The organism is Stutzerimonas sp. R40042 (assembly GCF_026642215.1).
In the GTDB taxonomy this organism is placed as follows: Bacteria; Pseudomonadota; Gammaproteobacteria; order Pseudomonadales; family Pseudomonadaceae; genus Stutzerimonas; species Stutzerimonas frequens.
The window spans coordinates 250208-275473 of record NZ_CP113258.1; the positions used below are offsets into that span (position 1 = coordinate 250208).

The window sequence follows — 25266 nt, forward strand, 5'->3', positions numbered from 1 at the left end:
GATGACGGTCAAGGTGATCAAGGGCGCCGACCGCAGCTGGCGTCCGTTCCGCTTTCCGCCGCGGGTGAAGCCACAAGGCCCGGCGGCGGAGAGTCTGGCCGGCGACCCGGCAGCCCTGCAGCGGGCGGTGGCCGATGGTTTCCAGGAAGGCATCGACAAGGGCTATCGCGAAGGGCTGGAGCAGGGCCGCGAGGCCGGGCACCGCGAAGGTTTCCAGCGTGGCGTCGAGGACGGCAAGGCGCTGGGTCTGGAAGACGGCCGGCTGCAGGGCCAGCGCGCATTCGACGAAGCCGGCCGGCCGCTGGACCGGCTGATCGAGTCGTTCGAACGCTTTCGTAGCGAATACGAGCAGGCGCGCCGCGAGGAACTGCTGGAGCTGGTGCAGAAGGTCGCACGCCAGGTGATCCGTTGCGAGCTGACGCTGCATCCGACGCAACTGCTGACCCTCGCCGAGGAAGCGCTGAGCGCCATGCCGGGTGATCAGGAAGACGTGCGCATCCATCTCAACCCGGAAGAGTGCGCGCGCATCCGCGAGCTGGCGCCGGAACGCGCCGCCGCCTGGCGCCTGGTACCGGACGAGAAGCTCGCGCTCGGCGAATGCCGCGTGCTCACCGCCCAGGCCGAAGCCGACATCGGCTGCCAGCAGCGGCTGGACTCGTGCATGGAAACTCTCGCCGAACACATCACGGCGCAGGGCTGAGGCATGGCCCTGCGCGACAGCTTCCGCCTCGACGAGGCCCTGCGCTCGCTGGACAAGGTGCAGCTGGCCAAGGTCAGCGGGCGGCTGGTGCGGGTCTCCGGGATGCTGCTGGAGAGCCTTGGCTGCCAGCGCATGACCGGCCAGCGCTGCTATGTCGAGCAGGGCGACGGCAGCATGCTGGAAGCGCAGGTGGTCGGCTTCAACCGCGATATCACCTACCTGATGCCGTTCAAGAAGCCGGTCGGCCTGACCGCCGGCTCGCGGGTGTTCCCGGCGCCGGACGAGGCCAAGCTGCATATCGACGAATCCTGGCTCGGTCGCGTACTCAACGGCCTCGGCGAGCCGCTGGACGAGCTGGGCAAGCTTGGCGGACGCGACCCGCTGCCGGCCGAACTGCCCTCGGTCAATCCGCTCAAGCGCAAGCCGGTCAGTGAAGCGCTGGATGTCGGCGTACGCGCCATCAACGCCACCCTGACCCTCGGCAAGGGCCAGCGCGTCGGCCTGTTCGCCGGCTCCGGCGTGGGCAAGAGCGTGCTGCTCGGCATGATCACCCGGCAGACCAAGGCCGATGTGGTGGTGGTCGGGCTGATCGGCGAGCGTGGCCGTGAGGTGCAGGAATTCATTCTGCATTCGCTGGGCGAAGAGGGCCTGAAGAAGGCCGTGGTGGTGGTCGCACCGGCCAACGAATCGCCGCTGATGCGCCTCAAGGCCACCGAGCTCTGCCACAGCATCGCCGCCTATTTCCGCGACCAGGGCCATGACGTGCTGCTGCTGGTGGATTCGCTGACTCGCTACGCCATGGCCCAGCGCGAGATCGCTCTGGCCCTCGGCGAGCCACCGGCGACCAAGGGTTATCCGCCGTCGGTGTTCGGCATGCTGCCGGAGCTGGTGGAAAGCGCCGGCAATGGCGCCAGCGACAATGGCAGCCTGAGCGCCATCTATACGGTTCTGGCCGAAGGCGATGACCAGCAGGACCCCATCGTCGACTGCGCGCGGGCGATTCTCGACGGCCACATCGTGCTCTCGCGACGCCTGGCCGAAGCCGGACATTACCCGGCCATCGACGTCTGCGCCTCGGTCAGCCGCTGCATGAGCCAGGTCGGCCAGCCGGCGCACCTGGGCGCGGCACGCCAGCTCAAGGAGTGCTACAGCACCTTCGAGAAGATCAAGGAGCTGATCCCGCTTGGCGGCTACACGCCCGGCGCGGACATCAAGACCGATCGCGCGGTGCAGCTGGCGCCGACCATCGAACGCTTTCTGCGCCAGGACGTCGGCGAAGCCGCCGAGCTGGAAACCAGCGTCGCCACCTTGCAGAACATCCTCGGGAAACCGCGATGAAACAGCAGATCGAGACCCTCGGCCGCCTGGCCAGCCTGCGCAGCCACCGGGTGCGGCAGATGCTCGGCCGCGTGCAGTACCAGCAGAACCTCTGCCAGCGCTACCGCAACAACATCACCGGCCTGAGCCGCCTGTGTGGGTTTTCCGTGCCGATGAGCACACCGCTGCAGCGCGACAACCAGCAGCGCTACAAGGCCACCCTGTACAAGATGGTGGAGCTGCAGCGTTGCGAGCTGGCGGTGGCCGAGCAGGCGCTGGAGCGCATCCAGCGCGAGCTCCTGCAGGCCATGCGCAGCGAGAAGGTGGTCGAGCATGTGATCGAGGGCAAGCTGCAGCAATGGCAGCAGCTGCTCGCCCAGCAGGAGCAGAAGATCCAGGACGGGCTGGCCGCCCAGGCCCACTGGCGTGCCAGCCATTGAGCGCCTTCCATCGGCCTGCCGCGGCGGGCGTGGAGGCGGCTCGCGGCGGTCGGTAGACTAGCCGCGCCCGGGCTGTGAACAGGCATTTAAGTTTCGTGCCCGAGCGGTCGCCTGTTTGGCTGTAACCACCGAGTTGGAAAGAAATCATGGAAATCAGCCGGCACTTCAAGCCCGCCCTGACACCGGCCACCGAGGCCAGCTCCACCCGCCAGCCCACCGCGCGCCCGACGCCGGAAGCCGCCGTGCGCCAGCCGGAAAGCCTGCCGCTGGAGCAGATGCACGACGCCCTGCGCGCCATGCCGGACATCGACCTGGACCGCGTTGCGGCGATCAAGCAGGCGCTGCAGCGCGGCGAGATCTCCACCGATTCCGCCGCGCTGGCCGGCAGCATGCTCGCCTATCACCGCGGAAGCGATGCGTGAACCAGCGTGACAAGCTGCTCGCGGTCGTCGCTGACGACCTGCAGCAGGATGGCGATGACTACCTGGCCCTGCGCGACCTGATGCAGGCGCTCTACGCGTTCCTGCTCGAGCGCGACAGCCCGGAAATCGATCGCCTCAATCTGCAGATCACCACGCGCGTCGAAACCCTCGCCCTGCGCGCCCAGCGCCGGGCCAAGGTGCTCGGCGCCTTCCGTCTGCAGGCCGATGCCGAAGGCATGCAGCGGCTGCTCGGCTGCTATCCCGACGATCAGGCGACGCGCCTGCGCACGCTCTGGCAAAAGCTCGGCGCGCTGGCCAGCCAGTGCCAGCAGATCAACGAGCGCAACGGCAAACTGCTCGCCATGCACCACGAAATCCTCGGCCAGCTGCTGGCCGGCAGCCACGATGCGCGGCTGTACCAGCCGCAGCCGTACTGACTCTGCCATCGCGTCCGGCCCCCCCGGCACGACCACGACCGTCCCGTTACTCGATCTCCGCAGCCTGAGCAGCTCGCTCCAGTCCTGGGCTGCGTGTTGTTTCGCCGGCCGGCTTAAGTCGCCCCCCCTTCTTCGTCGCCTTTGTTCTGAGAGGTTTCGCCGTCCGGGCGAGGCGGAAGCGGCATTTCCCCGTTTCCTGTCGCGGCCGTCGAGCGGAAGTGCTTCTTCTGCGCCAATCGCGCAAAAGTGCTTTTAAATCAACGATTTGTGTATTGGCACTCAACTTGCTCTAGAGAGCACAGGAAGGGGATCGGCAATGGCGATAGATTCAGATTACGTAAAGCAGATGGCGACGCAGCTGGCGACCTACGAAGTTCAGTCTTCGCTGGACCGGCTCAATCGCAATGAAAGCAACTACAAGACCCAGCGTGACGCGCTGAGCAAGTTGCGTACATCCCTGACCACGTTCAAGTCAGCCATGTCCGGCCTGAAGACCGGCAACGCCACGATGCTGGTCAACAGTGCCTCGTTCAGCCAGGACGGCTATGCCAGTGCGACGGTTGGCACCCAGGCCCAGCCCGGCAGCTACCAGTTCTATGTCGAACAGCTGGCCAGCAAGCAGCAGGTCGCCGTGCAGGGGCTGGTCGACGGCAGCCTGAGCGGAACCCTGACCCTCGAAGGGCAGGATTTTGCGCTGGCCGATTACGCCACGCTCGACGATGCAGCCAAGGCGATCAATGCCGCGGATCTCGGCGTACAGGCAACGCTCGTGCGCAGCAATGGCGAAGTCAGCCTGGTGATGACCAGTGCCGAAAGTGGCGCCGCCAATGCCTTCGCGGTGTCGCTCGCGGGCACCACGGCCACGACCACCACGCTGTCCACGGCGGCCGATGCACAGATCCGCATGGGCGGCTCGTTCGGCAGCGGTGGCATCCTGCTGACCAGCTCGAGCAACAGCTTCGACAACGTCATCGACGGCGTCAGCCTCTCCGTGAACAAGGTACACACCGCCAGCGACTCGGCGCTTACGCTGACTGTCGGCCAGGACCAGAGTGCCACCAAGGGCAAGGCACAGAGTTTCATCGATGCGTTCAACGCGCTGATGACCAGCTTCGATTCGCTGACTGCCAGCGGCAGCGACAGCAGCGCCCGTGGTGCATTGGCTGGTGATTCCAGCATCCGTTCCATCGAGAGTCGCCTCAACGGCTTGCTGCGCACCGATTTCGGCGGCAGCAGCCTGATCGATTTCGGCATCAGCGCCGACCGCAACGGCAAGCTGACCATCGACGCCAGCCGCTTCGAGGCGGCGGTGGCGAAGGATCCGGCCGCCTTCGAGGCGCTGTTCACCGGCAAGGACAACCTGCTCGACAGCATCGACAAGACGGTCGCCAGCTACACCAGCAGCACCAACGGCATGCTGAAGAACCGCATGGACACGCTGGACCTGAACCTGCGGCGCATCGACGAGCAGTTCGAGAACCTGCAGCAGCGCTACGACACCTACTACTCCCGCTATCTGAAGCAGTTCACCTCCATGATGCAGACCATGCAGAGCATGGAGCAGACCTCCGGAATGTTCTGATGACCTACCTCCCCAACGACAGTTACGACAGCTATCGCTCGGTGGACCTGGAAGCGCGCGCCGCTTCCGCTTCGCCCTACGAACTGGTGCTGGTGCTGATGGACGGCCTGCTCGACGAGCTGGCGCGCGCCCGTGGGCATATCGAGCACAAGCGTTATCAGCAGAAAGGCGCCTCGCTGGAAAAATGCATGAACATCCTCAACGGCCTCAACGGTGCGCTGGACGAGGAGGGCGGCGGTGAGGTCGTGCAAAGCCTGGCCAGGCTGTACGAGTACTGCATCTACCGCCTTTCGGACGTCAGCGTGACGTTGTCGCTCGATGGGCTGGACGAAGTGGTGAAGCTGGTGGGCGTCCTGCGCGAAGGCTGGGAGGGCATCAGTGCCGCACGCAAGTGATGCGCAGCGCCTGCAGGCGCTGCATGCCCAGCTCACCGCTGCCCTGGCTAGCGGTGACTGGCGTGCCGTCGGCGAGGTGGATGGGGCGATTCGGCAGTGCCTCGAGCAGTTGCCGCGCGACCCTGCGGCCGACCCGGCCGTGCAGGCGGCCAGGGCGCAGCTCCGAACGCTGCACGGAAAGGCGCTGGAAGCCTGTGCCGAGGAATGTGAGCGCTTGCGCCTGCTGCTGGTGAATCACCTGGAGTACGCCGAAGGGCGTGCGGCGTACCAACGTATCGACATGTTCGCCGCAGGAGATGGCCGGTGATTCAGTTGCCTGCACAGCGCATTGCCGGAGACGCTGCAAGCGGGTCCGAACTGACCGGCACGCTACCCCGCCCGGCCTCGATGAGCGCTCGGGGCGCGGTGCCTACCGGGTCGGCTGCGCCGATCGCGTCCGGCTTCCGCGAGCGTCTGCTGCGTGCGGCCAGCGCCGATCCGGAGCAGACGCTGCAACAGACCGCGCCGCCGCCTGAGCCGCTGCCATCGCCAGTGGCGCCGCCGGCCGGCTCCGAGGCCGAGCGCACCGACAGCGAGCCGCTCGAGGAAACCGCTGCCGAGCAGTGGTTGCAGGGCATGCTCGGTCAGCAGCAGGTGGTGGTGCAGGCACGCGAGGCGGGCACTGCCCAGCCGCTGGCCTGGCCCCTGCCGGCCGAGCCGGTCGCTGCTGCGGCAACCGAGCAGGCCGTTGCGCAGGTCGAGGGCTTCGTCGAACGGCAGCAGCATGGCCAACCGCTGCCATGGCCGGTTGTGACGGTCGGCGAGCGCCAGGGCGCGGCTTCCGCTGAGCGTCAGCCGGCGCCGGTGCTGCGGCCAGGCTTAGAGACCGCCGCGGCGTGGACAGCGCCGACAGCGAGCGCGTCGTTGCTCGACGCGCAGCTGCCGACCGAACAGCTGGCACCGCTCGAGCCCGCTGCGCCGGCCGAAGTAGGCGAGGCGCCGCTGCTCACCGGCGAGCGACCCGCCAGCCCGTCGCTGCAAGGCGCCGAGCGCCTACTCAGGTTGCAGGCGCCGGAGGCCAAGTGGGGCGAGCAGATGCTGCATGCGCTGCGCGAGCACGTCGAGGTGCAGCTGCAGCAGCGTCAGCAGAGCGCCAGCATCCGCCTCGATCCGCCGGAGCTGGGCAGTCTGGAAATCCACCTCAGCCATGAATCCGGACGCCTCACGGTCCAGCTCAGCGCCGCCCACGCCGATGTCGCGCGCCTGCTGCAGCAGACCAGCGACCGGCTGCGGCAGGAACTGGTCGCGCAGCATTTCGTGCAGGTCAACGTGCAGGTTGGTGCCGATAGCGGCCGGGACCGCCAGGGTCAGCCTCGGCAAAGCCGTGACGAGGAGCAGGTGCTTGCCGCAGCTGCCACCGCGCTGCCGGAGCGCAGCGGGCGCTCGGCCGGGCTTGCCAACGATGTGCTGGTCACGGTCTGACCGGCTCACTTTCAACTACAGGATCCGAATTGGTTATGTCGACGCCCCGTCTCGTTCTTCTGATGCTGCTGCTCAATGTCGTCACCGTGGCCGGTGGCGTCGGTGCCGCCTACTGGCTACTCAAGCCGGGCATGGCCGGCGGTGAAGTGGTGGCCGAAACCATCGAGCCGGTGCAGTACGAGTTCTATGCCGTGCCCAAGGTCATCGTCAGCCTGCGGGGGGACGGTCGCGAGCGCTATTTCGTGCTCGACCTGGCGCTGCAGGCCGAAGCTTCGGATGAGCCGAAGAACTTCGAGCAGATCGAACCGCTGGTGCGCAACTCGGTGGTCAGCTACCTGTCCGGGCTGGAATTCGCCGAGCTGCGCGCGATGCCCATCGGCGAGCTGCAGACGCGCCTGGAAGAGGCGTTGTTCGCCGACTTCGCCAGCAAGAAGGCGGTGGTGCCGTTCCACCATGTGCTGGTCAACAAGCTGATCGTTCAATAAAGGCCCGCGCCATGAACGCCACCTGCCCCGTCGACTGCTACACCGCCAGCCCGGCCGGCCACGCGCTGTTCGCGCCGGCCGACGAGCAGCGCTGGATGATGCAGTACCTGCCGCTGGTCAAGCGCATCGTGCGCCAGTTGTCGCTGCAGGCGAACCAGGTGCTCGACCGCGAAGACATGGAGCAGATCGGCATGATCGGGCTGCTCGAAGGCCTGCGTCGCTACGGCGAACCGGACGAGCAGTTCGGTCGCTTCGCCGCGCTGCGCATCCGCGGTGCCATCCTCGACGAGCTGCGCCGTCAGGACTGGCGGCCTCGGCAGGTCCGTCAGCAGGCGCACAAGGTGCGCGACGCGATCCGCGAGCTCACCCGCCAGCTCGGCCACACGCCGAGCGACGAGGAGATCAAGGCGTTCACCGGGCTGGATGAAAAGGACTACCAGGCCTTCCTCTGGGCCGATTCGTCGGAGGCCATCGAGAGCCTCGACGAACTGCTGCAGAGCGGCCACGAGCATTTCCCCGATGCCGCCGAGCTGTTCGAGGAACGGCTGCTCAAGGAGCGCCTGCTGGAGCAGGCGCTGGCGCGGCTGGACGAGCGCGAGCGGCTGGTGCTGACGCTGTACTACCAGCACGAGTTGAGCCTCAAGGAAATCGCCCTGGTGCTGGAAGTCAGCGACGCCAGGGTCTGTCAGTTGAGCAAGCAGGCGATCGGCAAGGCCTGTCGCTTTCTGGGGTCGGTGGACCCTTAACCGAGAGAAGTCAGTAACGTCATGCAGAAAGTATTAGGTGCGTTCATCATCATCGGTTGCGTCCTCGGTGGCTACGCCATGGCCAACGGCGACATGCGGGTGCTCTGGCAGCCGGCGGAAGTGGTGATCATCCTTGGCGCCGCGATCGGCAGCCTGGTGGTCGGCAATCCGAAGGAGGTGCTGATCGAGATGCTGCACCAGATCAAGGGCGTGTTCGCCTACCAGCGTCGTGGCGAGGAGTTCCAGCGCCAGTTGCTGATGCTGCTCTATGAGCTGCTGGAGATGGTCGACGTGGGCGGTCTCAAGGTGCTCGATTCGCACATCGAGGAGCCGGAGCAGAGCGACCTGTTCGTGCGCTACCCGCTGATCCTGCAGGAAAAGAACCTGATGGCGTTCATCGCCGACAACTTCCGCCTGATGGCCATGGGCAAAATCAGCGCCCACGAACTCGAGGGCTTCCTCGAGCAGGAGCTGGAGGCGATGGAACACGCGTTGATGCAGCCGTCGCGCTCGCTGTTCAAGATCGGCGAGGCGATGCCGGGCTTCGGTATCCTTGCCGCGATCATGGGCATCATCATCACCATGGGCAGCATCGGCGGCAGCGTCGCCGAGATCGGCGCCCACGTCGCTGCGGCGCTGGTGGGTACCTTTCTCGGCATCTTCTTCTGCTACTGCCTGATGGAGCCGCTGTCCAACGCTATGGGCCAGCGGATCAAGACCGAGCTGTCGGCGCTTGAATGCGTGCGCACCACCCTGGTCGCGCATCTGGCCGGCAAGCCGACGCTGCTGGCGGTCGATGCCGGACGCAAGCTGATTGAACAGGACGTCAAGCCGGCCTTCCGTCAGCTCGAGGTCTGGGTCAACCAGTACGAGGAAGAAAGGGACGCGGCATGAAGAGCCGAGACAAGGGCAAGGCCGGCGAACGCGAGATCATCATCAAGCGCCGAAGCAAGAAGGGCCACGGCGACGAGCACGGCGGCGCCTGGAAGGTGGCTTTCGCCGACTTCACTCTGGCCATGATGGCGCTGTTCATGGTGCTGTGGATCATCCAGCCGCAGATGAACCTGACCAACCCGGCCTCGGGCGATCAGGAAAGTAATCCGCTGGTCGATGGCGGTGCCGGCATCTTCGACGGCACCAGCACCTCGCCGCTGGAACTCGATGGTGTGCCGCTGCTCCCGGCGCCGGACGAACCGTCGCCTCGGCATGATGAGACGGCAAGCCGGGACGGCGAGACGCCCACCGACGGCACCCGCCGCTATGCCTCGACCGCCGAGTTGCAGGCGCTGGCGGCGTTGATGCAGGAGGTCGCCGGGCAGGTCGACGCGCTGGCCAATCTGGAAGTGGACGTGGTGCCCCAGGGCCTGCGCATCCTGATCAAGGATGACCAGCAGCGCTTCATGTTCCAGCGCGGCAGCGCGGTGCTCAACCCGCACTTCGCCAAGTTGCTTGGCGTTCTGGCTGGGGTGCTCGGCAAGGTCGAGAACAAGCTGATCATCAGCGGTCACACCGACGCCACGCCTTATCGGCTGCAGTCGGGCTATGACAACTGGAACCTGTCCGGGGACCGTGCCTTACGTGCGCGCAATGTACTGGTGTCGGCCGGCCTGCCGGCGCGCTCGGTGCTGCAGGTGACGGCCCAGGCGGATGTCATGCCGCTGCGCCCCGAGGCACCGGAAGACGGTGCCAACCGGCGGGTGGAGATTCTCTTGCTGACCGATTCGGCGGAGACGCTGTACAAGGAGCTGTTCGGCGACAGCTACGGCAAGGTGCGTTTCTCCGAGAGCGGTGCGCAATACAGCGGGGAGCCCAGCGAGGAAAGCTGAGCGCTGGCGGGCCGCACGCTGGCCGGGCGTTGGCCCTCAGCGCTGCGCCACGGCCTGTTCGGCGCAGTAGACCTGCTGGGTTTCGACGCCGTAGAGGCAGGCGCCGACCTGTTCGAGGGTGATGCGAGCACCCTTGTGCTTGCCATAGAAGAGGTTGAACAGCAGTTCGTCGTCGAGCCCGCTGGTCGCCGGCAGGCCGTTGATATCGCCTTCCTCCACCACCAGCTGGGCGCGCCCGAGAAAATCGGTTTCCACTCGGCCCGACGCCTCGACGATGGTCGGGCTGTTGCGTGTCATCGAATAGAAGCGGCCATCCCTGAACACCATGCTCTGGCTGACCTGCACCAACTGGCCGTTGCTGAGCAGGACCTGCCCGCTGGAGGCGTAGCGCCCGTCCAGGCTGGTGCTGTAGTTGGTGGTGGTGCCCATCGCGACGAACGCCCAGAGTGCCAGGGCAGTGGGCACCATCACGCGTAGCATGCGCTTGCTCGCTATGCCGGTCTCGGAGTGAATACTCATCGCAGACATCCTTGCAGTGTTTCGTTGGAGACGACATTGACCTGGCTGCGGTGGATCTTCAGCCAGTTCACATGACCATCGTTGCGCAGACAGCGCAGCTCGTAGAATCCGGGCGACATGTTGACGATGAGGCGGCTCGGATGCGTGTTGAGGCCGGCCAGGCTGGTCACTAGTCGGCGGGTCTCTTGCACCATGCGTTCGAGCATCTGTTGGCTCTTTTCCACGTACAGCACTTCCAGCTGGCCGATGGAGTGGCTGTGGGTCAGGGCGCTCTTGGGTGCCTGGATGAAGCGATAGCCCAAAGCGAGGACGCCGAGCAGTATCACTGCGGTGGTGCTCAATACGGTGGGGGCGAGCCATGGCGAACGCCTGCCGTGCAGCTTGGCTGCAGTGATCTGCGCAACCACGTCCGGCATCGCCGTCGGCTCGCTCGCTGCGACCGGCGTCTCGGCGGGTTGCGCAGCTGGCCTGTCCTCGGCATCGATCAGGTAGTTCGGGTTGAACAGGTAGCCCCGCCTCGGCAACGTCTGAATGATCTGACTGGCGCTGTCATGCAGCACCTGACGCAGGGTGTAGATCTGCTGGTTGAGGCTGCCTTGGCCGACGACCCGGTCTTGCCAGGCATAGCGCAGCAGTTCTTCGCGTGAAACCACTTCCCCAGGGGTGTGCAGCAGGCGTTCCAGAACGCGGCTGCCGGAGAAGCCGAGATCGACCCGGTCCACCTCGTCGCCGAGGGTCAGGCTGAGCTGGTAGAGCGTGCGGTCGAAGCGAGACAGGCATCCTTCGCGTCCGCTTCGCAGAAGCGGGCAGGCGATGCCGTCGGTGGCCTGTCTGGGCGGAGATGAGGTCATAGGCTCGGAAAAAGGTGCGGTGACTGTGATCTAGGACAAAGGAGTACCGTGAACTGGTCGGCAGTATATTGGCGCCGTTTTTTTGAACTTACAAGGGAACTAATCAGGCTTATAGCTGTCATGCATGATAGCTATATGACATCACAGCGATGTTTCCGCGACTCGTTGGTCAGGTCGGAGAGCGTGCAGGGCGCACCATTGCTGGGCTCGGGGCGGGACGAGAAGTGTATCGGCATGGCTGATGCGGTGCCTGTCCATTGGTCGGATGGACGACTGCAGTGTGTTCGACACGCAAAAAAAACGCCCCGAACCAGTCGGGGCGTTTTTCATTTGTAGCGGAGCAGGTTGGCCCGCGCGGGCCAACCCGGCAGTCATCAGCCCAGCAGGCCCATGACCATGCCCGGCATCTGGCCGGCTTGCTTGAGCATGGAAATGCCGGACTGCAGCAGCATGCTGTTCTTGGTCATGGTGGCCGATTCGGCGGCGAAGTCGGCATCCATGATGCGGCCCTTGGCCATCTCGGTGTTGTCCTTCATGTTGGCCAGGTTGTTGTTGGTGTGGTTCAGGCGGTTGATGTTGGCGCCGAGGGTGGCGCGCATCTCACCAATCTTGTTCAGTGCAGTTTCCGCCAGAGTGATAGCGCCGTTGGCGCCGGTTTGGGTTTCCAGCTTGGCATCGGCCGTACCCGGAGTGGTGAATTGAGTGTTGAGATTGGTCAAAGCAGTGGTGGCGGCGCCAAGCTGGGTGACGGCGTTGAGCGACAGAGTTTCAGCAGCGCTCGCGCCGATCTGAAAAACCATCGGACCTGCACCGAACTTACCAGACGTGCCGTCGACACCGAACAGTTTCTCGCCTGCGTACTTGGTATTGCTGACGATGTTGTTCAGCTCCTTGCCCAGCTCATTGAACTCGGCGGACAGCGACTTGCGGTCGTCAACGCTGTTGGTGTCGTTCGCGGCCTGGGTAGCCAGGTCTTTCATGCGCTGGACGATGTCGGTCATTTCGCTGAACGCGCCTTCGGCGGTCTGCAGCAGGGAAACGGCGTCGTTGGTGTTGCGCATGGCTACGCCCATGCCGCGGCTCTGGGCGTTCAGGCGGGTGGCGATCTGCAGACCGGCGGCGTCGTCGGCGGCGCTGTTGATGCGCAGGCCGGTGCCCAGGCGCTGCTGATTGGTGCCCAGGGCATTGTTGGTCTTGCCGAGGTTGGTCTGAGTAACCAGCGAGGAGTAGTTGGTATGGATGGACAGGGCCATGATGAATTCCTTCGTGCTAAGTGGGCTGTAGGAGCTGGCTTGACTGCCTGCTGAAGGGGTAAGGCGACAGCCCTGCACGAAGGATTAAATCCTGGCGCCAAAAATTTCTACTTGCCCTCCGGGCAATTTCCCACGCCCTCACACGGCGCATTTCACCGAGCGCGCGCCGGTTAGAACGTACTGCTTACTACGCCTTCCTCCACCACCTGAGCGTCGATCACCTTGCCGCTGCGTACGTTGCGCACGCGAATTACCTCGCCCGGCTGTCCGTCCGCCAGCGCCTCGCCACTGGTGGAGGCTTCTATGCCGTCGTTGCTGGCGATGATCTTCACCGGCTGGCCGCGTTTGACCGCCAGCGGTTGTGCCAGAAGTGATGGGGTGAGTGTCTGCCCGGCGCGGATGCGCCGCTTGGCGGCCATGCCCTGCACCTCTTCCAGACGATGGAAGTAGCCACGCTGGGCCCGCGCGATGTCGATCGGCTCGAGTCGGAGGTGGGAGCCGGCAATGGTCTGGCCGCGCTCGATGATGCCCTGGGCATGCACTGTCGGCAGCCACACGCCGGCCTGGCTGGTGAGCTCCAGGGTCCAGCCGTTCTCACCTGGGCAGCGCACGGCCAGCCGTTGACGCTCTAGCAGCGATGGGCTGCTGCCCGCGGCGCGAACCTGCAGCGGCTGGTCGCAGCGGGGCAGCCGCGCGGCGCTGGCCGGCAGGCTGGTGTCGTGCGTCAGGCGTGCGCCCTGCCAGCCCTGGCGCTTGGCTTCACGCTGCAGTCGTTCGTTCAGGTGTCGATCGACCGCCTCGATGATCTGCCGGTCGCTGCCGTTCTGCCCGAAGGCAAGCAACGGCATGAGCAGCAGGAGCAGCACCGTCGAGGCGGAAGCAACTTTTCCGCCTGGCCTGCGCGAGCGTCTCCCAAGCGGAAGATGAAGGCCCGTCGAGTGCTTTGCGCTTGGGATTTCTTCTATAAAAAACAAAGAGTTACCTGCTTTTGCGCGGCGCGGCACGAATGCTGCAGACGCTCATTCGATCGAACACACCGCTCATGCTTCAAGGGTATCGGCGAATGAGTATACGGATTGAAGACGCACTCGGCGTTCACGAACGCGCGCTGGGCTTGCGCATGCAGCGCAGCGAGATTCTCGCCGCGAACCTGGCCAACGAGGACACCCCGGGCTTTCAGGCCCGCGACATCGACTTCGGCGCCGAGATGCAGCGCCTGGACGATGGTGCCTCGTCGCGCCTGAGCATCGCCGGCAACGATCCGCGCATGCTCTATCGCGTACCGACCCAGGCTTCGCAGGATGGCAACACTGTCGAGCTGTCGGTCGAGCAGGCGCAGTTCTCGCGCAATTCCATGGATTTCCAGACCAGCCTGACCTTCATCACCATGAAATTCCGTGGTCTGAAGCAGGCCATCGAGGGCCGCTGATGTCATTCGATTCCATCTACCGCATCGCCGGTTCGTCGATGAACGCGCAGACCGTGCGGCTCAACACCGTGGCCAGCAACCTGGCCAACACCGATTCGGCGGCCGCCAACCCGGCGGACGTCTACCAGGCGCGCAAACCGATGTTCGCCGCGGTGTACGAGAACAACTCGCTGACCCGCGGCGTCGGCCTGGGCGGCGCCCATGTTCAGGTGCTCGACGTGGTCACCTCCGGCGCTGAGCCCAAGCGCCGCTATGAGCCGGGCAATCCGCTGGCCGACGGCGAAGGCTACGTCTACTACCCCGACATCAACGAGATCGAGGAGATGACCGACATGATGTCGGCCACCCGCAGCTTCGAGACCGGTGTCGAGGTGCTCAACCGTGTCAAGAGCATGCAGCAGAGCCTGCTGCGCCTGGGAGAAGTCTGATGAGTAGCGTCAATTCCGCACTGGACGCCAGCCTGGCCGGCAACAGCATCGATCAGGTCAAGCGCGCGGTGAACGTCAGCGACGCCACCACGATGGAGAACAACTTCATCAGCCTGATGGTCGCGCAGATCAAGTATCAGGACCCGACCAAGCCGGTCGACAGCACCGAGTTTCTCAACCAGTTCTCGGCGATGTCCCAGGTCAAGAGCATGGAGAACATGACCAGCCTGGCGCAGAACAACCTGGTGCTGATGGACAACCTGCAGACCCTGACCGCCGCCGGCTTGGTCGGCCAGCAGGTGCGGGTGGCGACCGAAACCCTGCAGCTCGACGGCCAGCCGCTGCAGGGGCAGTTCACCCTGGCGCACGCCTCCAACCGCACGGCGCTGGTGCTGACCGATTCCAACGGCCAGAAGACCACCATCGAGCTCGGCGCCCGTGCGCCCGGCCAGGTGCCGTTCGACATCGACCCGCAGCACCTCGGCCTGCCAGCCGGGCAGTACAGCGTGGTGATCGAGTCGGATAACGGCGAGTACCCGCAGGTGGAAGTCGCCGGTCTGGTCGGCAACGTGCGCGTCAGCCCCGAAGGCCCGGTGCTGCAGATCGACGGCGTCGGCTCGGTGCCGTTCTACAACATTCTCGAGTTCGGCGCCGGCAACGCCTGACGCCCGAACCTCCATCCAGCAGAGTCGAGACGCAATCATGAGCTTCAATATCGCCCTGACCGGCCTGTCCGCCGTCAACGAACAACTGAACACCATCGGCAACAACATCGCCAACTCCGGCACCGTCGGCTTCAAGTCCTCGCGCACCGATTTCGGCAGCCTCTATGCTGAGACCCAGGCCATGGGCGTGGAAGTGATCGGCACCACCCAGAGCATCAGCCAAGGCGGCGCGCTGACCACCACCAATCGCACCCTGGACCTGGCGATCTCCGGCGGCGGCTTCTTCGTCACCCGCGCCAGCAATGGCGACGTCGGCTACACCCGCGCCGGCATCTTCGGCACCGACAAGGACAGCTACATCACCAACAGCCTCGGTCAGCGCCTGCAGGGCTATCCGGCCGATGCCACCGGCAATCTGCAGACCGGCATCGTCGGTGACCTGCAGCTGCGTTCCGGCGGCATCCCGGCCCGCGCCACCGATGCGCTGAGCTTCGTCGCCAACCTGGACGCCAATCAGGAAGTCCCGACCGTGGCCTTCGACCCGCTGGCGGCGGACAGCTACAACTCCACCTACACCACCAAGCTGTACGACTCCCAGGGCAAGGAACATACCCTGACCCAGTACTTCGTCAAGACCGGCGACAACAGCTGGAATGCGCATTACTACGTCGACGGTACCGCCCTCGCTGGCGCCCCGCAGGCACTCACCTTCGACAGCGCCGGCGTGCTCGCCGCGCCGATCGGCAGCGTCGCCCTGGCCGCTCCGCTGACCGGTGGCGTGGCACCCCTGGCCATCCAGCTCGACTACAGCGGCACCAGCCAGTACGGCTCGGAATTCAGCGTCACCACCAATCGCGCCACCGGTTACGCGGCAGGCGAGCAGACCGGCATGAGCGTGGAGAAGGACGGCAAGGTCTACGCCAGCTACTCCAATGGTGAGCGCATGTTGCAGGGCCAGGTGGTACTGGCCAGCTTCGTCAACGCCGAAGGCCTGAAGAACATCAGCGGCACTGCGTGGACCGAGACCGCCGCCTCCGGCGCGGCGATGCTCGGCGCCCCGGGCGTCGGCCAGTACGGCACCCTGGCTTCCGGCGCGCTGGAAAGCTCCAACGTCGACCTCACCCAGCAGCTGGTAGGCCTGATGGAAGGCCAGCGTAACTACCAGGCCAACACCCAGGTCATCTCTACCAACAAGGACCTGACCCAGGCCCTGTTCAACGCTATCTGAGGCTGACCCATGGATCGCTTGGGATACACCGCGATGACGGCCGCCAGCCGCACGATGATGTCGCTGCAGGTGCGCTCGAACAACCTGGCCAACGTCAACACGCCCGGCTTTCGCGCCGACCTCGAACGCGCCCAGGCCGTGGCGGTGGAAGGCTACGGTTACGACAGCCGGCACATGGCGCTGATCGAGAACAACGGCGTCAGCCTGGCGGCCGGACCGATGATGGCCACCGGTCGCGAGCTGGACTTCGCGGTCAAGGGCAACGGCCTGATCGTGCTGCAGGATGGCGAGGGCGAGGCCTACACCCGCCAGGGCAGCATGCAGGTGGACGCCGAAGGGCGCCTGACACTCAACGGTCGTGCGGTACTCGGCGAGGGCGGCCCCATCGTCCTGCCCGAGCACGACCGCCTGGAGATCGGCAATGACGGCACCGTGTCGATCATGGCCCCCGGCGACTGGATGATGGCCGAGGTCGACCGCATCCGTCTGGTGGACGTGCCGGCGGCCAATCTGATGAAGAACCAGGCCGGCCTGCTGGTGACCCGCGACGGCGAGCCGGCGCAGCCCAGCGAGGACGTGCGGCTGGCCAGCGGCTTTCTCGAGTCGAGCAACGTCTCGGCGATCGACGAGCTGGCCTCGACCATGAGCCTGAACCGCCTGTTCGAAACCCAGGTGAAGATGATGAAAGCCGCCGAGGACCTTTCCGACGCCGGCAACCGAATGATCCGCGGCAGCTGATCGGGAGAAAACGCATGAATTCCGCACTTTGGGTCAGCAAGACCGGCCTGGCCGCCCAGGACAAGGCCATGTCCACCGTTGCCAACAACCTGGCCAACGTCAACACCAACGGCTTCAAAAGCGACCGCGCGGTCTTCGAGGACCTGTTCTACGTCATCGAGAAACAGCCGGGCGCGCAGGCCGACGAGATCAACACCGTGCCGTCCGGCATCCAGCTGGGCAGCGGCGTGCGCGTCGCCGGCACGCAGAAGGTGTTCACCGAGGGCAGCATACAGACCACCGGTCAGCCGATGGACCTGGCCATCGTCGGCCGCGGCTTCTTCCAGGTCGAGGCGCCCAACGGCGACATCTTCTACACCGAGAACGGTCAGTTTCAGCTCAATGCCGAAGGCATGATGGTCAACGCCCAGGGCCTGCCGCTGAACCCGGCGATCGAAGTGCCCGAAGGCAGCACCGGCTTCACCGTCGGCAGCGACGGCATCGTCACTGCGGTGCTGGCCGGCGACACCCTGCCCTCCGAGCTGGGGCAGATCACCCTGGTCAACTTCACCAATCCCGGCGGGCTGGAAGCGCTGGGTGGCAACCTCTATCGCGAAACCGTCGCCAGCGGCGAGCCGGTGGAAGGCGTGCCGGGCGAGGAAGGCCTCGGCCAGCTCAAGCAGGGCGTGCTGGAAGGCTCCAACGTGCAGGTCGTAGAGGCCATGGTGGCGATGATCGCCATCCAGCGCGCCTACGAGGCCAACGCCAAGGTTCTCGATGCCGCCAGCGGCATGCAGCAGTTCCTCAACCAGACCGTGTGATGCCGATGAAGCCGATCGCCCTTCTGCTCGCCGCGCTACTGCTCGGCGGCTGCGCCAGTTTCGACGAGATGCTGCCGGACGAGGATTCCAGCGAGTACGAGCCGCTGGAACTCGACTACAGCCTGCCACCGACCACTGGCGGCGGTCTGTTCCGCTCCGGCTACGGTGGCTCGCTGGTGAGCGACAAGCGCGCGGTGCGGATCGGCGACATCCTCACCATCGTGCTGGACGAATCGACCCAGTCGAGCAAGAGCGCCGGCACCAGCTTCGGCAAGCAGTCCAGCGTCGGCGTCGGCGTGCCCACCGTGCTCGGCAAGACCTACCCGGACGTCGAGACCTCGGCCTCGGCCGAGCGCGACTTCAGCGGCTCGGCCAAGAGTTCGCAGCAGAACACCCTGCGCGGCTCGATCGCGGTCACCGTGCACCGCGTGCTGCCCAACGGCACGCTGCTGGTCAAAGGCGAGAAGGCGCTGCGGCTGAATCAGGGCGACGAGTACATCCGTCTCGCCGGCCTGGTGCGCATGGACGACATCAACCGTTTCAACCAGGTGTCCTCGCAGAACGTCGCCAACGCGCGCATCTCCTACGCCGGCCGTGGCGTGCTCAACGACAGCAATTCCGCCGGCTGGCTGACGCGCTTCTTCGCCCACCCGCTGTTCCCCCTCTAAGTGGAAGTTTTCCCGATGCGTGTGAAGCTGTTTCTCGCCGCCGTCGCGCTGTGCTGGCAATTGCCGGTGCAGGCCGTGCCGCTGATGGATCTGGTGGATATCGAAGGCATCCGTGGCAACCAGCTGATCGGCTACGGTCTGGTGGTCGGCCTGGATGGCACCGGTGACAAGAACCAGGTGAAGTTCACCAGCCAGTCGGTGGCCAACATGATCAAGCAGTTCGGCGTGAACCTGCCGCCGAACGTCGACCCGAAGCTGAAGAACGTCGCTGCGGTGACCGTTACCGCCACGCTGCCGCCGTCCTACAGCCCGGGGCAGAGCATCGACGTCACCGTGTCCTCGCTGGGTGATGCCAAGAGCCTGCGCGGCGGCCAGCTACTGATGACCCCGCTGCAGGGCGTCGACGGTGAAATCTACGCCGTGGCCCAGGGCGCGCTGGTGGTCGGCGGGGTGAATGCCGAGGGTGCCAGCGGCTCGAAGGTGGCGATCAACACCTCCAACAGCGGCCTGATCCCCAACGGCGCGACGGTGGAACGGATGATTCCCACCGACTTCACCGAGCGCCCGGACGTGATGCTCAACGTGCGCCAGCCGAGCTTCCAGACCGTCACTCGGGTGGTCGATGCGGTCGATGCCTACTTCGGCAAGGGCACCGCCACCGCGCTCAATGCCACCAAGATTTCGATTCGTGCGCCGGTCACCAGCACCCAGCGCATGAGCTTCATGGCCATGCTCGAACGCCTGGACGTCGAAGAAGGTCGTGTGCGGCCGAAGGTCGTGTTCAACAGCCGCACCGGCACCGTGGTGGTCGGCGAAGGCGTGCGGGTAAAGGCCGCGGCGGTGGCCCATGGCTCGCTCACGGTGACCATCAGCGAGCGGCCGCAAGTCAGCCAGCCGAACGCGTTCGCCGGTGGCGACACCGTGGTTACACCGCAGTCCGACGTGGCCGTCGAGCAGGACCGCAAGGCCATGTTCAAGTGGCCGGAAGGCGCCAGCCTGGAAAGCATCATCAGCACCATCAACAGCCTGGGCGCGACCCCGGATGACGTGATGAGCATTCTCCAGTCGCTGGAACGCGCCGGCGCACTGAACGCCGAATTGATCGTGATGTAAGGCTGGCCATGAGCATCGTTTCCCTACCGCACCACCTCAATGCCATGCGTGCGCGCAGCGACGGCCCCAGCGCCGCGCGCCGCCAGCAGCTGGAAATGGTTTCCGAGCAGTTCGAGGCCATGTTCCTGCAGCAGATCCTCAAGCAGATGCGCAAGGCCGGCGACGTGCTCTCGGCCGGCAACCCGATGCGCAGCCGCGAGCTGGATACCATGCGCGACTTCTACGACGAAGTGCTGGCTGAAACCCTGGCCGGCAAGCGCCAGACCGGGATCGCCGACATGCTGGTGCAGCAGCTCTCCGGCGGCCGCGACGGCACCGCGCCGGCACCGGCGGCACTCGGCCTGGCCAGTGTCGGGCAGGGCGGCCAGCATGCCCTGCGCGGCACCTGGCAGCGCGGCGTCGAAGCGCTGGACAGCGCCTGGTCGGCGGGCAAGGCCGGCTTTCGTGCGCTGGTCGACAGCGTTATCAAGCACGAGTCCAGCGGCAACGTCGCCGCCGTCTCGCCCAAGGGCGCTCGCGGGCTGATGCAGCTGATGCCCGGCACCGCCCGCGACATGGCCGCCGAACTCGGCCTGCCATTCGACGAGGCGCGCCTGACCCGCGATGCCGAGTACAACAAGCGCCTCGGCAGCGCCTACCTGAACAAGATGCTCGAGCGCTACGACGGCCATGAGGCGCTGGCGCTGGCCGCCTACAACGCCGGCCCCGGCAAGGTCGACGAGTGGTTGAAGCAGCATGGCGATCCGCGCCGCGGCGAGATCGATGCGGCGAACTGGATCCAGAAGATTCCCTACCAGGAAACCCGCGACTACACGCGCAACATTCTCAAGGACCTGCAGGCCGCCAACAGCCAGTCGCGCGAGCCGCAGGCCGCGCTACAGTCGGCCGGCCGGTCGCCGGCGGCGCAGGCCAGCCTGGACACCGCCGAGCGACTGTCCCGCGGGCAAATGCTGGCCACGCTGGAGGGCAAGCGCATCGGCACGCAACAGCCGGCATCCGTTGCGCTTAATGAGCCGCCCGCGGCAGTCGCCTTGGATAGACAACCACCGGTCGTCGCGCGCCATCTCTCCGTGGCGTTCGCCCAACCGATCCGCATCGATTCGAAGGAAGTGCTGTCGTGAGTGTCTTGAGTCAGATTGGCTACAGCGGCGTCCGCGCCTCGCAGATCGCCCTAACCGCGACCGGGCAGAATATCGCCAACGTCAACACGCCCGGCTTCAGCCGCCTCGGCCCGGAACTGCATTCGGTCGGCGGGCAGACCGCCACCAGCATCGGCGGTGGCGTGCAGGTCAGCAGCATTCGCCGGCTGTCCAACGATTTCCAGAACCAGCAGCTCTGGCGCGCCAGCACCGACAAGAACTACTACGGCACCAGCCAGCAGTACCTTTCGGCGCTGGAAGGCCTGATCCACAGCGAAGGCTCCAGCGTCAGCGTCGGCCTGGACAATTTCTTCGCCGCGCTCAGCGAGGCCAGCTCCACGCCGGAATCCATTCCCCTGCGTCAGCAGATCATCGGTGAGGCCAAACAGCTGGCGCAGCGCTTCAACGGCCTGAACAGCAACATCGGCACCCAGCTCAACGCCCTGCAGGGTCAGCGCGTGGCAATGGTCGCCGAGATCAACGGGCTGTCCGACAACATCGCCGAGCTGAACGTGGAAATCCTCAAGATGGAGTCGGCCGGGCGCGATACCGCCACGCTGCGCGACTACCGCGAGAACCTGATCAAGGACCTCAGCCAGTACGCCGGCATCCGTGTGCAGGAGGTCGCCGACGGCACGCTGACCGTGTCCCTGGCCAACGGTCAGCCGCTGGTCGCCGGTGGCAGCGCGGGGCAACTGACGGTCGAGCAGAACCTGGCCGGCGAACAGGAGCTGGCCCTGGTGTTCGCCAAGACCACCTTCCCGCTGGTACAGGATGGCCTCGGCGGCTCGCTCGGCGCGCTCTACGACATGGAGTACGGCGCGCTGCGGCCGGCCCAGGACGACCTGCACGACATGGCTGCGGCCCTGGCGCAGAGCGTCAACGACACCCTGGCCGGCGGCTTCGACCTGAATGGCGATCCCGGCCAGCCGCTGTTCGTCTACACCCCCGGCAGCACCAGCGGCATGCTTGCGGTGACGGCGCTGGCTCCGGAACAGCTGGCCTTCTCCTCCGCCGGGCAGAGCGGCACGGGCGAGGTCGGCAACAACGAGAACCTGCTGGCGCTGCTGGAGCTCAAGTCGGCCAAGGTCAACGTGGCCGGCAGCGATGTCCCCCTCAACGATGCCTACGCCGGCCTGGTCGGCCGCGTCGGCAGTGCCAGCCGGCAGAACCAGGCCGACCTCGCCGCTGCTACCGTCGTCGCCGAGCAGGCCCAGGCCCAGCGCGACAGTGTCAGCGCGGTGAACCTGGACGAGGAGGCGGTCAACCTGATGGCCTACGAGCAGGCCTATCAGGCCAACATGAAGGTCATCAGCACCTCCAACGACCTGTTCAACGCCGTACTGGCAATGTTCTGAGCCGACTGACGAGAAAACACCATGCGCATTTCCAACGCCCAGATCACCGCCACCATGCACGGTTCGCTGAACAACAGCTCCGAGAAACTCGGCAAGCTGATGCAACAGATGGCCAGCGGCGAGCGCATGCTGGTGCCATCCGACGACCCGATCTCGGCGGTCCGCGTGCTGCGCATCCAGCGCGAGGAAGCCAGCCTGACGCAGTACCGCACCAACATCGCCAACGTCTCCGGCAACCTGTCCAAGCAGGAAGCCAATCTCAAGGCGGCTTCCGACAGCATGCTGAGCATCCGTGACCTGTTGCTGTGGGCGGCCAACGGCAGCAACACCGACGAGGACCTGTCGGCCATCGCCAACGAGCTGGAAACTCTCGAAGGCACCGTGCTCAGCTTCGCCAACGTGCGCGACGAGGAGGGCCGCTACCTGTTCTCCGGCACCCGCTCCAACCAGCCGGCGATCGCCCTGGTTGGCGGTGTCTACGTCATGCAGGGTAACGACCAGCATCGCCAGGCCGCGGTGGCCAACGGCGTGCTGGTGGAAGAGAACGTCACAGCTGCGCAGATATTCGGCGCCGGCGTCGGCATGCTCAACGAGCTGCGCAGCCTGGTGCAGACGCTCAAGGACCCGGCGCTGGATTCGAGCGACCCGGCCGTCCGCGCGCAGATCGCCGCGAGCATGGACAGCCTCGACGCCACCCACGGCAGGCTGCTCGGCGCGGTCACCGATCTGGGCGGGCGGCAGAACACCCTGACCCTGCTCGGCAGCAGCAACGAGGACGTCTCGCTGGTGAACCAGAAGATCGATGGCGAACTGTCGCGACTGGATTACGCCGGCGCCAGCATCGACCTGAACAACTACCAGCTGTCGTTGCAGGCCACCCAGAAAACCTACATGAAGATCAACGGCCTGACCCTGTTCGGCATGCTCTGAGGCGAGGAAGCCCGATGAAGATTGGCAAGCCGCTACCGGCTGTTTCCGCGATCAACCCCCAGGAGCGTCGCCAGACGCTGCTGCCGGAAACCCCGGCGGCGACGCAACGGACATCGGTGCTGGCCGATGCCGCGCATGCCGAGGTGGCGAGCAAGAAGAGCACCAGCTTCAGCCTGCAGCTCAACCAGCAGCTGTCCTCGATGCAGTCGGCGGAAAGCTACCTGAACGACCTTCATGGCCGCCTTTCCCAGCTCAAGCTCAGCCTCAGCCGCGAGATCAGCTCGCCGACCTCAGGTTCTGGAGCGGATAGCATCCGCCATGCCCTGCAGGACGTGGAGCAGCTGCTGCGTGAACGCAGCAAGCGTTCGGCCAACTCGCTGGATGCCACACTCAAGCTGCGCCTGAGCGAGCCGGTGCGCAGCCGTTTCAGCCTGCAGGGGCTCCATTCCCTCGAAGCGATCCGCCAGTCCGGCCGCGAAACGCTGTTGTTCAGCGGCGGCCGCCAGCTGGCCGAACCGGTGGCGGTGGTGCTCGACGATGACATGAGCGACGAGCAGATCCTGCGCCGCTTCAATGGCAGCCTGGGCCAGTCCGGCATTCGTGCCGAGCTCGACGACAGCGGCCGGTTGCGCTTTTCCGCCCGCGAGAGCGACTGGCAGCAGCTCAAGGATCAGCTGGCGGTGCAGGGCGAGGACAAGCTGTTCGCCAAAGGTCGTTACCAGCGCGTGCAGAGCGAGGAAGATCAGCTGCTGAAGTTTCCCGAGGAGCCATCGCTGGACTCGCTGCGCGAACTGCGGCGCATGCTCGATACCGTGGTGGCGGGGCTGGAAAAGGTCAGTGCGCTGCGCGAGCAGCTGGGTCAGCGCCAGCGTGAGATCCGCGAGTTTCTCGCGCGCCAGGCCGATGCCGACGAGCAGCAGTGGGCCAGTGATTTTTCCCACTCGGTGTTCAACCTGATGCAGCGCAGCCCGTCCAGCTATGCCGCCGTCACCCAGACAGTGGTGGCGCAAGCCAGCATCAGCCGCTTCGCGGTGGTCAGCCTGCTGTCCTGAGCGGCGCGCTTCAGTTCGGCGCGAGCAGCTTGATATCCGACGGCCGTCCGAGCGTCAGGGTCTGCAGCGTTTCGCCCAGCAGGCCACTGTCCGGGTCGCGGCGCAGCAGCACCAGGCTGTCGCTCAGCTGATTGGCGATCAGCATGAAACGCCCGTCCGGCGTGATGGCGAATTCCCGTGGTTCGCGACCTTCGCTCGGGCGGCGCTGGATTTCGCGCAGCGTGCCGTCGGCTTCGATGGCGAAGGCGATGATGTGGTTGTAGTCGCCGCGGTCGCTGACATAGAGGAAGCGGCCATCGGCCGATGTGTGGATCGCGCCGGGTGAATGACGCACTTCGCTATCGGCCTCTTTGAGGTCCAGCAGCTGCCGGCGGGTCAGGGTGCCGTCGGTGTAGTCGAAGCCCGCCACCTGGGCGCTCAGCTCCAGGGCGAGATAGGCGTGTTTGCCATTGGGGTGGAACACCAGATGGCGCGGGCCGCTGCCCGCGGGCAGCTCGATGCTGGCCGGCTCATCCGGCCGCAGCGGGCGTTCGGCATGCCTCGGGTCGTAGCGGTAGACGAACACCCGGTCGGCGCCCAGGTCGCTGACCAGAAGGCGTGTGCCGTCCGGACTGGGCACCGCCGAATGCACATGGGCCGAGCGCTGGCGTTCGGGATGCACACCGCTGGCCTGGTGCGCGGTGATCTGCGTGACCGGCAAGGGCCGGCCATCCTCGGCCAGCGGCAGGACCGCCAGGCTGCCGCCGGGGTTGGGGCGCGAACCGTAGTTGCTGACGAACAGGTAGCGACCGTCGTGACTGAGGCTGGCATGGGTGGGTTCGTCGCCGAGGGTGATGGCCTGGCCGATGGGCTGGTAGTCGCCCTTGGCGTCGCGCTGCCAGGCGCCGACGCGGCCGACCGGGTCGGCATGGGCCGGGCCGTTCTCATGGGTGGCGTAAAGCCGGTCGCGCTTGTCATCCAGCACCAGCCAGGAGGGATTGTCGCTGGTGAGGCTTTGCACCGGCTTCGGGTCGATCTGCCCGGTCTTGGGATCGAAGCGCAGGCGCAGGATGCCTGGGCTGTCGCTGTCGTGCGTGTAGCTGCCGATCAGAATATGCATGTCGTCGTTCCCGGCCTGGGCGCCCTGGGTCAGTAGTGCGCCGGCCAGCAGAGCCAGTGCGAGTCGGAGGCGCATGGGCCGTTTGCCTTTTGCCGATGAAGTCATGCGACTATGACCGCCGTCGTGGCGTGATGCTCCCGCCGTGCGGTGGCGCGAACAATACCTGACCACCAGGGTCTGATATG

General features: G+C 65.7%; 30 protein-coding genes. 25 read left to right on the plus strand and 5 right to left on the minus strand.

The genetic code is table 11. From position 1 onward, the window contains the following. Position 1: 1 nt before the first annotated feature. From fliH to OUY36_RS01155, 13 genes are all read left to right on the plus strand, one after another. Positions 2-700 (plus strand): flagellar assembly protein FliH, encoded by a 699-nt coding sequence (fliH, locus tag OUY36_RS01095; protein ID WP_230726760.1) that lies wholly within the window; start codon positions 2-4, stop codon positions 698-700. Positions 701-703: 3 nt separating this feature from the next. Continuing rightward, positions 704-2038 carry a flagellar protein export ATPase FliI gene (gene fliI, locus OUY36_RS01100; protein ID WP_230726759.1) on the plus strand — a complete coding sequence of 445 codons (1335 nt, stop codon included), beginning with the start codon at positions 704-706 and terminating at the stop codon, positions 2036-2038. After that, the gene (locus OUY36_RS01105) at positions 2035-2457 is read left to right on the plus strand and encodes a flagellar FliJ family protein (RefSeq protein WP_267936361.1); all 423 of its coding nucleotides are present in this window, start codon (positions 2035-2037) and stop codon (positions 2455-2457) included. The genes fliI and OUY36_RS01105 overlap by 4 nt, the downstream gene beginning before the upstream one ends. A gap of 146 nt (positions 2458-2603) precedes the next feature. After that, positions 2604-2879 carry a flagellar biosynthesis anti-sigma factor FlgM gene (gene flgM, locus OUY36_RS01110; protein WP_200600841.1) on the plus strand — a complete coding sequence of 92 codons (276 nt, stop codon included), beginning with the start codon at positions 2604-2606 and terminating at the stop codon, positions 2877-2879. Next, positions 2876-3316, plus strand: a complete 441-nt coding sequence (gene flgN / locus OUY36_RS01115; RefSeq protein WP_267931762.1) for a flagellar protein FlgN — start codon at positions 2876-2878, stop codon at positions 3314-3316. The genes flgM and flgN overlap by 4 nt, the downstream gene beginning before the upstream one ends. Before the next feature lie 316 nt (positions 3317-3632). After that, complete coding sequence (fliD, locus tag OUY36_RS01120; protein ID WP_267931763.1) at positions 3633-4898, plus strand: flagellar filament capping protein FliD; 1266 nt, start codon at positions 3633-3635, stop codon at positions 4896-4898. Beyond that, positions 4898-5293, plus strand: a complete 396-nt coding sequence (gene fliS, locus OUY36_RS01125) for a flagellar export chaperone FliS (RefSeq protein WP_110778501.1) — start codon at positions 4898-4900, stop codon at positions 5291-5293. The genes fliD and fliS overlap by 1 nt, the downstream gene beginning before the upstream one ends. Then, positions 5277-5600 carry a hypothetical protein gene (locus tag OUY36_RS01130; RefSeq protein ID WP_230726756.1) on the plus strand — a complete coding sequence of 108 codons (324 nt, stop codon included), beginning with the start codon at positions 5277-5279 and terminating at the stop codon, positions 5598-5600. The genes fliS and OUY36_RS01130 overlap by 17 nt, the downstream gene beginning before the upstream one ends. Further along, the gene (locus tag OUY36_RS01135; protein WP_267936365.1) at positions 5597-6754 is read left to right on the plus strand and encodes a flagellar hook-length control protein FliK; all 1158 of its coding nucleotides are present in this window, start codon (positions 5597-5599) and stop codon (positions 6752-6754) included. Before OUY36_RS01130 ends, OUY36_RS01135 begins: the two co-directional genes overlap by 4 nt. 35 nt (positions 6755-6789) lie before the next feature. After that, a complete protein-coding gene (locus tag OUY36_RS01140; protein ID WP_267931766.1) occupies positions 6790-7239 on the plus strand; it encodes a flagellar basal body-associated FliL family protein in 450 nt (149 codons plus the stop codon). 11 nt (positions 7240-7250) lie between these two features. Then, on the plus strand, positions 7251-7985 hold the full coding sequence (locus OUY36_RS01145; RefSeq protein ID WP_102839265.1) for a FliA/WhiG family RNA polymerase sigma factor: 735 nt from the start codon (positions 7251-7253) through the stop codon (positions 7983-7985). 21 nt (positions 7986-8006) lie between these two features. Beyond that, a complete protein-coding gene (motA, locus tag OUY36_RS01150; protein ID WP_110778498.1) occupies positions 8007-8879 on the plus strand; it encodes a flagellar motor stator protein MotA in 873 nt (290 codons plus the stop codon). Then, positions 8876-9811 carry an OmpA family protein gene (locus tag OUY36_RS01155; RefSeq protein ID WP_267936366.1) on the plus strand — a complete coding sequence of 312 codons (936 nt, stop codon included), beginning with the start codon at positions 8876-8878 and terminating at the stop codon, positions 9809-9811. Before motA ends, OUY36_RS01155 begins: the two co-directional genes overlap by 4 nt. Before the next feature lie 36 nt (positions 9812-9847). Here the strand turns inward: OUY36_RS01155 and OUY36_RS01160 are convergent, their stop codons facing one another. The 4 genes from OUY36_RS01160 to flgA form a co-directional block, all read right to left on the minus strand. Next, on the minus strand, positions 9848-10330 hold the full coding sequence (locus OUY36_RS01160; protein ID WP_267931770.1) for a hypothetical protein: 483 nt from the start codon (positions 10328-10330) through the stop codon (positions 9848-9850). Then, complete coding sequence (locus OUY36_RS01165) at positions 10327-11181, minus strand: winged helix-turn-helix domain-containing protein (RefSeq protein ID WP_267936367.1); 855 nt, start codon at positions 11179-11181, stop codon at positions 10327-10329. Before OUY36_RS01165 ends, OUY36_RS01160 begins: the two co-directional genes overlap by 4 nt. A 374-nt stretch (positions 11182-11555) precedes the next feature. Then, positions 11556-12434 (minus strand): lateral flagellin LafA, encoded by an 879-nt coding sequence (gene lafA, locus OUY36_RS01170; protein WP_267936368.1) that lies wholly within the window; start codon positions 12432-12434, stop codon positions 11556-11558. A gap of 170 nt (positions 12435-12604) precedes the next feature. Next, positions 12605-13300 (minus strand): flagellar basal body P-ring formation chaperone FlgA, encoded by a 696-nt coding sequence (flgA, locus tag OUY36_RS01175; RefSeq protein ID WP_267936369.1) that lies wholly within the window; start codon positions 13298-13300, stop codon positions 12605-12607. A 197-nt stretch (positions 13301-13497) separates the two neighbouring features. Here flgA and flgB point away from each other — a divergent pair, with 197 nt between their 5' ends. The 12 genes from flgB to OUY36_RS01235 are packed head-to-tail and all read left to right on the plus strand — an operon-like array spanning position 13498 to position 23982. Beyond that, the gene (flgB, locus tag OUY36_RS01180) at positions 13498-13863 is read left to right on the plus strand and encodes a flagellar basal body rod protein FlgB (protein WP_230726742.1); all 366 of its coding nucleotides are present in this window, start codon (positions 13498-13500) and stop codon (positions 13861-13863) included. Then, entirely contained in the window at positions 13863-14291 is a 429-nt protein-coding gene (gene flgC, locus OUY36_RS01185; protein ID WP_014595442.1) for a flagellar basal body rod protein FlgC, read from the plus strand. Before flgB ends, flgC begins: the two co-directional genes overlap by 1 nt. After that, on the plus strand, positions 14291-14956 hold the full coding sequence (locus OUY36_RS01190; RefSeq protein WP_267936373.1) for a flagellar hook capping FlgD N-terminal domain-containing protein: 666 nt from the start codon (positions 14291-14293) through the stop codon (positions 14954-14956). Before flgC ends, OUY36_RS01190 begins: the two co-directional genes overlap by 1 nt. A 37-nt stretch (positions 14957-14993) precedes the next feature. Then, positions 14994-16184 carry a flagellar hook protein FlgE gene (gene flgE, locus OUY36_RS01195; RefSeq protein WP_267936375.1) on the plus strand — a complete coding sequence of 397 codons (1191 nt, stop codon included), beginning with the start codon at positions 14994-14996 and terminating at the stop codon, positions 16182-16184. 9 nt (positions 16185-16193) lie between these two features. Continuing rightward, positions 16194-16922, plus strand: a complete 729-nt coding sequence (gene flgF / locus OUY36_RS01200; RefSeq protein ID WP_267936377.1) for a flagellar basal-body rod protein FlgF — start codon at positions 16194-16196, stop codon at positions 16920-16922. A gap of 14 nt (positions 16923-16936) precedes the next feature. Continuing rightward, positions 16937-17722, plus strand: coding sequence for a flagellar basal-body rod protein FlgG (gene flgG / locus OUY36_RS01205; RefSeq protein WP_102839274.1), 786 nt, complete (start codon positions 16937-16939; stop codon positions 17720-17722). After that, positions 17722-18390, plus strand: a complete 669-nt coding sequence (gene flgH, locus OUY36_RS01210) for a flagellar basal body L-ring protein FlgH (RefSeq protein ID WP_102839275.1) — start codon at positions 17722-17724, stop codon at positions 18388-18390. Before flgG ends, flgH begins: the two co-directional genes overlap by 1 nt. 15 nt (positions 18391-18405) lie before the next feature. Beyond that, the gene (locus OUY36_RS01215; protein ID WP_156244797.1) at positions 18406-19503 is read left to right on the plus strand and encodes a flagellar basal body P-ring protein FlgI; all 1098 of its coding nucleotides are present in this window, start codon (positions 18406-18408) and stop codon (positions 19501-19503) included. Between the two features lie 8 nt (positions 19504-19511). Next, complete coding sequence (locus OUY36_RS01220; protein ID WP_267931779.1) at positions 19512-20624, plus strand: lytic transglycosylase domain-containing protein; 1113 nt, start codon at positions 19512-19514, stop codon at positions 20622-20624. Continuing rightward, complete coding sequence (gene flgK, locus OUY36_RS01225; RefSeq protein ID WP_102839278.1) at positions 20621-22000, plus strand: flagellar hook-associated protein FlgK; 1380 nt, start codon at positions 20621-20623, stop codon at positions 21998-22000. Before OUY36_RS01220 ends, flgK begins: the two co-directional genes overlap by 4 nt. 21 nt (positions 22001-22021) lie before the next feature. Beyond that, positions 22022-22930, plus strand: a complete 909-nt coding sequence (gene flgL, locus OUY36_RS01230; protein WP_110778484.1) for a flagellar hook-associated protein FlgL — start codon at positions 22022-22024, stop codon at positions 22928-22930. A gap of 14 nt (positions 22931-22944) precedes the next feature. Beyond that, the gene (locus OUY36_RS01235; RefSeq protein WP_267931780.1) at positions 22945-23982 is read left to right on the plus strand and encodes a hypothetical protein; all 1038 of its coding nucleotides are present in this window, start codon (positions 22945-22947) and stop codon (positions 23980-23982) included. A gap of 10 nt (positions 23983-23992) precedes the next feature. On the opposite strand, the gene OUY36_RS01240 is transcribed toward OUY36_RS01235, so the two are convergent. Further along, complete coding sequence (locus OUY36_RS01240; RefSeq protein ID WP_267931781.1) at positions 23993-25156, minus strand: lactonase family protein; 1164 nt, start codon at positions 25154-25156, stop codon at positions 23993-23995. Between the last annotated feature and the right edge of the window lie 110 nt (positions 25157-25266).